A 5,950-nucleotide genomic window follows, 5' to 3' on the forward strand; every position below is an offset into this window, starting at 1 on the left:
GCCATAGCCAATAATAGTAGCAAAATGATGCGTTTCCCAAACATCACCGGCTTCAACAATAAGACCTACTTCGGTACGCAAATTATTAGCCACCAAATGATGATGAACTGCCCCAATAGCTATTAAAGAAGGTATGGGAGCCCTGTCTTCATTTACAGCTTTATCTGAGATAATTAAAATACTTTTACCCTCTTTTACAGCTTTGGTTGCCATGGTGCAGAGTTCGTCCAAGCCTTGCTCTAGTCTGCCGGTTAGTCCATCAGCATTAAATGTTGAGTTTAAAACTGCGTAGTCTAAACCCATTTTTCCAAATTGCTTAAACTTTTCTATGTCTGAGTTGAGAAGCACGGGTTGCGATATGTGCACTTGTTTCGTGTGCTCAGGGGTTTCCGCCAATAGGTTCAGACTTTTTCCAACTCGGGTAAAAAGTGACATTACCATCCGCTCACGAATAGGATCGATTGGCGGGTTACTCACCTGGGCAAAAAGCTGTTTAAAGTAATTAGAAATATGCTGACTCTGGTTAGAGAGCACCGCCAAAGGAGTGTCTGCACCCATAGAACCTATGGGTTCAGTTGCCTTTTCAGCCATGGGTTTTAGAATCAACTTTAAGTCTTCTGATGTATAGCCATAGGCTTGTTGTAGGGTGTTTAGTTTTTTGGGATCAATTTTTGAATTATTTGAGTTCTGCACCTTAATCAGACGAAGTTTTACTCGATGTGTATTAATCCAATCGTCATAGGGCTGCTGATTGGTTATTTCTTTTTTGATTTCGTTATCATACCTGACTATTCCTTTTTTTAAATCAGCTATTAACATTTTGCCTGGCTGTATGCGACCGTTTTTTTCCACATTGGAGAAGTCAACCGGCAAAGCTCCTGCTTCCGAAGAAATAATTAATCGGCCATCTTTTGTGATACAATACCTCGATGGGCGAAGGCCATTACGGTCTAATGTTGCACCTACCATGTTTCCATCAGAAAAAATTAATGCTGCGGGGCCATCCCAGGGCTCCATGAGAGAGGCGTGGTATTTATAGAAAGCCTTTCTTTTTCTGTTCATCAGCTTGTTATCTTGCCAGGCTTCGGGCACCAGCATCATCATTACATGGGGGAGACTTCTCCCATTGATAGTGAGCATTTCTACCAAGGCATCCAGGTTGGCAGAATCTGAATTTTGAGGATTAGTAATTGGCAAAAGTTTTTGAAGCTCTTCATCAGAATAAAACTCAGATTTCATGATGGCTTCTTTTGATTTCATTTTGGTGACATTTCCTTTGATAGTATTTATTTCACCATTGTGGGCAATGTAGCGGAAAGGTTGAGCCAGTTTCCAATTTGGAAATGTATTGGTTGAAAACCTGGAATGAACTACTGCCAGAGCACTTGTTAGTTCTTCGCTTTGCAAATCCAGATAGTATGATCTCAACTGATCGGTTCGCAACTGGCCTTTGTAAATAATTACTTTGTGCGATAAACTTGGGAGATAATATTCGCCATTACTACCTATCACTTCTGAGTTTACTTTATGCGTGGCATAATTTCTAAAGAGGAATAACCTTCTTTCCAATTCTTCGAAGGTGGCCGTGTCGTGTTTTAAAAATACCTGTTCAATAATAGGTTCCACTCTGCGCGATTCTGATCCTGGAATGGTATGATTTACAGGAACTGTTCTATAGCCGATGACAGTTAAACCCATTTCCTTAGCTATTTCAGACATCATATCCTTGCAGGCATCTCTCACTGATTTTACCCTGGGGAAGAAAATCATTCCAACACCATAGCTACCAAATTCAGGTATTTGAAATCCCAACTCTAATGTTTTGTTTGAAAGGTAAGTATGGGGCACTTGCATTAATATACCTGCGCCATCACCGGAATCAGGGTCACTACCAGTACCGCCCCGGTGCTCCATATTTTCGAGCATGGTGAGCGCATCTTGAATAATATCTGACGAAGCATGACCATCTATATTGGCAATACAGCCAATACCGCATGAATCATGTTCAAGTTCGGGGATATAAAGTCCTTTCATAGTTACTAATCTGTTCAGAGAACCTTAATCAATGAATTTGGAATGCCGTCATTGATTGGAGCATATTAAATATAATCAATATTTATCTAATGAAATTTTGAATCTGATGCGATAATCGTAATTAAATGAAGCAAAAATTAAATGATATGTTACATAATGATTCATTAATTAAAATTATTCTAATCGCTAACGTTTGCATTTGGTGGATTATGAATTATTGGAAATTTGTTCGAGCAACCATTTGTTGAGGAGTCTGTCTTTTTAAAGTGTAACCAAAACTGGTTATGCGAGTCAAAGAGAAGATCACCACCAACCAATTAGCTTATGTTTTTCAAAATAGCCTTCCGAAACCTGATTAAAAGAAAAGTTTATGCGTCAATTAATATAGCGGGTCTGGCAATTGGTTTAGCAGCTTGCCTCACTATCTATTTGTATGTAAAAGATGAACTTTCTTATGACAAGTTTTATCCGGATTCTGACAGAATTTACAGAGTAGTTAGAGAGTTCGGTCAAGGTGGAGATAAGTCATATCACGCAGCAAACAATTTCCAGCTGGGAGTACTGATGCGGGAAAACCTATCTCAAATCAAACAATTAACACAATTCTCGCAGCGAATAGAAGCGAAGATTGAAAATGGCGATAAGATATTTAGGGAAAAGAATGCACATTTTGCTGACAATGAATTCTTTGATGTTTTTGGAATCAACTTACTGAAAGGTAATAAAAATGAGGCGCTTGTTGGCGCCAACAAAATTGTTCTTACGAAAGAGTCGAGTAATAAAATATTTGGTTCTGAGAATCCAATTGGTAAGTTAATCAAAGTAAATGACCTTGAATATCAGGTAACGGGCATTGTAGAAGGATTTCCTGAAAAAGCGCACTTTCATTTTAACTATCTGCTGTCTATGGAAACCTCCAGGCAAGTGTATGGCCAGAGTATGTTTGAGCATTGGGGAAATGTTTGGGTCTACAACTATGCAAAATTGAATGATGGGGTAAAAGCAGATGAATTTGATGAAGCTATTAACCAAATGGCACATACGCATGGCCCAGGAGATGCCCTTAATGCCTTTAACGTGCGATTTTTCAGTCAAAATATTGAAGATATTCACTTGCATTCTAACTTATCAAGCGAGCTGGAACAAAATGGTGATTTTGAATTACTCAGTATTTTAGGCGCAGTTGCTGTACTGATATTGCTAATCGCCTGCTTTAATTTTATCAATCTTTCAACGGCCCGATCGATGTGGCGTGCCAAAGAGGTAGGTGTGAAGAAGGTGTTGGGAATTCACAGGAGTTCTTTGATCAGGCAGTTTTTAGGAGAATCATTATTGATCACTTTTCTATCACTCATACTAGCTGTTTTTCTAATAGCTACCATACTACCTTTTTTCAATGATTTTACAGGTAAATCTATCGGGTTGGGAGAATTGTTTTTGTCATTACCAGCCTTGGTTATGATTGTTCTATTTGTTGGACTTGTAGCGGGTTCATTTCCGGCTTTTATACTGTCTTCTTTTGAGCCTATTAAAATTTTGAAAGGGCAATCTTCTCAGGGAGATTCTAAAATGGCCGGAGGTTTCAGGCAGGTACTGGTTGTATTGCAATTTGCAATCGCCATTGTTTTAATAGCCGGAGCAACTATTATCTATCAACAGTTAAATTACATACAGACAAAAGATTTAGGAACAGATATAGAAGGAGTAGTTGCCTTACAACTAAAGAATAGCACCACAAGAGAAAACCGTGAACCTTTAAAAAATGCACTCAACCAAATTCCGGCAGTAACTTCTATAAGTTCTGCCAGCGATTTACCCTTTGAGTCATTAAACTCCTGGAGAACTAAACCCAAAGGAATGGATGTAGATTTTGAGCTCATAAACCTTATGGCTGTTGATGATGCCTACATTAATTCATTGGATATAAAAGTCATTGATGGCGAAGCAAAAAAACTAGATGAAAAATCGGTGGTAGTCAATGAGTCATTCGTGAAGCATTATATGCTTGCCAATCCTGTTGGCTCTGAGATTGAAATTGGTCATTTAGAAGAGCCTTTGAGAGTGGTGGCCGTGGTTAAAGATTTTCATTTTGAATCGTTGCATACGGCAGTGCGTCCATTGATGCTATACAAACACCCAAGCTGGTTTACCAAACTTGCGGTAAGGGTAGCAACTAACGATTTAGATAAAACACTGGCCAAGATAGAGTCACAATGGAAGCAGATAAACAAGGATGAAGAGTTTAGTTATTACTTTTTGGGAGATAGGTTTGATCAGTTATATGCGTCAGAAGAAAAAACAGCTAAAATGGTGGCATACTTTTCCGGGTTCTCCATATTTATTGCCTGCCTGGGGTTATATGGACTGGCTGCATTTTTGGCTGAAACCAAACTAAAAGAAATCAGCATTCGCAAAGTGTTGGGAGCAACGATCAATGAACTGGTTTCAATTCAGTTTAAATTATTTCTAAAACTGGTAGCGCTTGCTGCCGCAATAGGTTTGCCAATTGCCTATCTATTATTAGATGGTTGGTTAAATGGCTTCGCTTACAGGGTGCAAATTCAGACATGGGTGCTCATACTGGCAGTAGCCATCATTCTAATCTTTACTGTATTAAGTGTTGGTTACAGTTCATTGAAAGCGGCTTTAACCAATCCCAGCGATAATTTAAGAGTAGATTCATAATTAATACAGAATCTATGGTGGTAACTCCACTTGTTAGAGTATATTCGTTGTTTATTTCTAAGTTGAAATTGCATTTTTTACCTAACAAGCGTTTGTTATGCACAAAACCATTATTACCGGAACCGGGTCTTACATCCCTCAAATAACTAAAACGAACAGGGATTTTACTGCTAACGATTTTTACCTTCCAAATCATGAAAAGATTGATAAAGCCCCTTTGGAGGTGATTGAAAAATTTCAGCATATTACGGGAATTGAAGAGAGAAGGTACGCCAACGAAGATTTGAATGCTTCATGTATTGGAGCTTTAGCAGCTAAAGAGGCAATATCTGATTCAGGGGTTGATCCGGAGACGATTGATCAAATTATTGTTGCCCATAATTTTGGTGATGTAGTTAAACACACCAACCAATCGGATGCTATGCCTTCGTTGGCATCGAGAATTAAGCATGAATTAGGAATAAAGAATCCAAAATGCATTCCTTATGATATTCTATTTGGTTGCCCTGGATGGGTGCAGGGGGTTATACAAGCAGATACTTATATTAAAGCCGGTGTGGCTCAGAAATGCCTGGTTATAGGCACTGAAACTTTATCGAGGGTGTTGGATCCTTACGACAGGGATAGTATGATATTTTCCGATGGTGCGGGTGCCTGTATTGTTGAAGGTAAGCCTGAGAGTAATAGTGGCATATTATCACATTCCGTTTTGGCTCATTGTGAAGAAGAATTAGACTATTTGTATATGGGCAAATCCAACTTCCCGGAATCAGACCCAAGGGTTAGGTTTATTAAAATGAATGGGCGAAAAGTATATGAATATGCAATAACTCATGTTCCTGCCGCCATGAAGGACTGCTTAGATAAGGCTGGGGTTGCAATTGAAGAAGTGAAAAAGGTGTTTATCCATCAAGCCAATGAAAAACTAGATGAAGGTATCATTAAGCGATTCTATAGATTATTTGACAAAAAAGACTTGCCTGATGGTATTATGCCAATGAGTATTCATAAGCTAGGGAATAGCTCTGTAGCTACTGTGCCAACATTGCTGGATTTAGTGAGAAAAGGAAAGATGGAAGAGCATGAATTAAGAACGGGAGATGTGGTTATACTGGCTTCTGTAGGGGCAGGTATGAATATTAATGCGGTATGTTATAAAGTCTTAGCTACTTTCTATAAGACACAATTCGAATATAAGATTAAATCAAGTTGTTGCTTGTGCACATTGCCA

The 5,950-nt window shown here is 38.7% G+C and carries 3 protein-coding genes; 2 read left to right on the forward strand and 1 reads right to left on the reverse strand.

The genetic code is table 11. The annotated features are described in order from the left end of the window. On the reverse strand, nt 1-2,034 hold a 2,034-nt coding region (locus tag RLO81_RS15655), incomplete at its 3' end, for a glutamate synthase central domain-containing protein (RefSeq protein WP_350113686.1). Between the two features lie 324 nt (nt 2,035-2,358). Between RLO81_RS15655 and RLO81_RS15660 the strand changes: the two genes are divergently transcribed. Both RLO81_RS15660 and RLO81_RS15665 read left to right on the forward strand, forming a co-directional pair. After that, nucleotides 2,359-4,719: an ABC transporter permease gene (locus RLO81_RS15660; protein ID WP_350113689.1), complete on the forward strand. Its 2,361-nt coding sequence runs from the start codon at nt 2,359-2,361 to the stop codon at nt 4,717-4,719. 97 nt (nt 4,720-4,816) lie between these two features. Next, nucleotides 4,817-5,950: 3-oxoacyl-ACP synthase III family protein (locus RLO81_RS15665; protein ID WP_350113692.1), on the forward strand; the 1,134-nt coding region annotated here is incomplete at its 3' end.

The sequence above is a fragment of the Fulvivirga sp. genome, from assembly GCF_040220315.1.
Classification (GTDB): Bacteria; Bacteroidota; Bacteroidia; order Cytophagales; family Cyclobacteriaceae; genus Fulvivirga.